Here is a 1,734-nt window from a genome sequence, read left to right on the forward strand (position 1 = left end):
TGGTTCTGGATCACTTTCAGTGCTGGAGCCACGGAGGGTCACCACAACCGCGATCATGAACGGCTGTGGCTGATGTACTCCTCCAGGACCTGTGGTTCCACCAGGTCGATGGTGTTGTGGTCGAAAGTGTCTTACCTGACGGCGAGTTGGTGGTCGTGCGGGCCCGGACGGCTGCGGAACGGGCTGCGTGTCCGGCCTGTGGAACAGCGTCGGCCCGGGTGCACAGCCGGTACGTACGCCGGCTTGCCGACAGCGCGGTGGGCGGCCGTCCAGCGCTGATCGAGTTACGGGTCCGGCGGTTCCGCTGCTCTCAACAGGACTGCTCGCAGGCGACGTTCGCCGAGCAGGTCGACGGACTGACGTTCCGGCACGGCAGACGCAGTGCCGGGCTGCAGACGGTGCTGGAACGGGTGGCGGTGATGCTGGCCGGCCGGGCAGGCTCCCGCCTGGCCCACGCACTGGCGGCCAAGGTGAGCCGCTCGACCCTGTTACGGCTGATCCGCCGCCTGCGGGACCCCGAGACCTCGACACCGCGGGTGCTCGGGATCGACGACTTCGCGCTGCGCAAGGGGCACAACTACGGCACCATCCTGCTCGACATCGAGACCCACCAGCCCGTCGACCTGCTGCCGGACCGCACCAGTGCGACGGTGGCCCAGTGGCTCACCGAGCGTCCCGGCGTCGAGGTGATCTGCAGGGACCGTTCCACCGCTTACGCCGAGGCCGGACGCCTCGGCGCCCCGGACGCGGTGCACGTTGCAGATCGGTGGCACATCTGGTCGAACCTCGCCGAGGCCGTCGAGAAGACCGTCGTCCAGCACCGTGCCCTGCTCCGCGAGCCCCAGGACACCACCACTGCTGCGGCTGCCGAGGCCCTGGAAGGGCTGGGCCTCGACTTGGCTCCCGCGGGGCCGCGGACCACCGGCCGCCTGTCCGACCGGGTTCGCGACCAGCACGAGGCCGTTCACGCTCTGCTTGAACAAGGCATGGCGATGCGGGAAATCGGCCGTCGGCTGGGACTGGCCCGCAACACCGTGCGCCGATACGCACACGCGGCCAGTGCCGACGAGCTCCTGGTCGGGCGGTGGACCGGCCGCACCAGCATCCTCGACCCCCACAAGCCCTACCTGCACCAGCGGTGGGCCGAGGGCTGCACCGTCGCCCGCCGTCTGTTCGAGGAAGTACGCGAGCGCGGCTACCCCGGCGGCGAGAACGTCGTGAAGGTCTACGTGGCCAGGCTCCGCGCGGACTTTCCGCCCGCCCCGCCCCGCAAGGCTCCGTCCGTGCGGGACGTGACCAGCTGGCTCACCCGCCATCCCGACCGCCTCACCGACGACCAGGCCCAGCAGCTCAAAGCGATCCTGGCTCGCTGTCCCGCCCTCGACCGAGCCGCCCACCACGTCCGTGCGTTCGCCGAGTTGATGAACGACCGCCAGGGCAAACACCTCGAAGAGTGGATCACCCAGGTCCAGGCCGACGACCTGCCCGCCCTGCACACCTTCGTCACCGGCCTGGGCCAGGACCTCGACGCGGTTGTCGCCGGCCTCAGCCTCCGCTACAGCTCCGGAGCCGTCGAGGGCCAGAACAACAAGATCAAGATGCTGAAACGGCAGATGTTCGGCCGGGCCAACTTCGACCTGCTCCGCAAGCGAGTCCTCCTCACCGCGCGGAGCCGTTCATGATCGCGGTTGTGGTGACCCTCCGTGGCTCCAGCACTGAAAGTGATCCAGAACC

1 protein-coding gene is annotated in these 1,734 nt (G+C 69.1%); it reads left to right on the forward strand.

Annotated elements, in window-relative coordinates:
• Positions 1–65 precede the first annotated feature (65 nt).
• A complete protein-coding gene (locus ACZ44S_RS39080) occupies positions 66–1,682 on the forward strand; it encodes an ISL3 family transposase (protein ID WP_466938265.1) in 1,617 nt (538 codons plus the stop codon).
• The last annotated feature ends 52 nt before the right edge of the window (positions 1,683–1,734 follow it).

This window comes from Streptomyces malachitofuscus, from assembly GCF_055571035.1.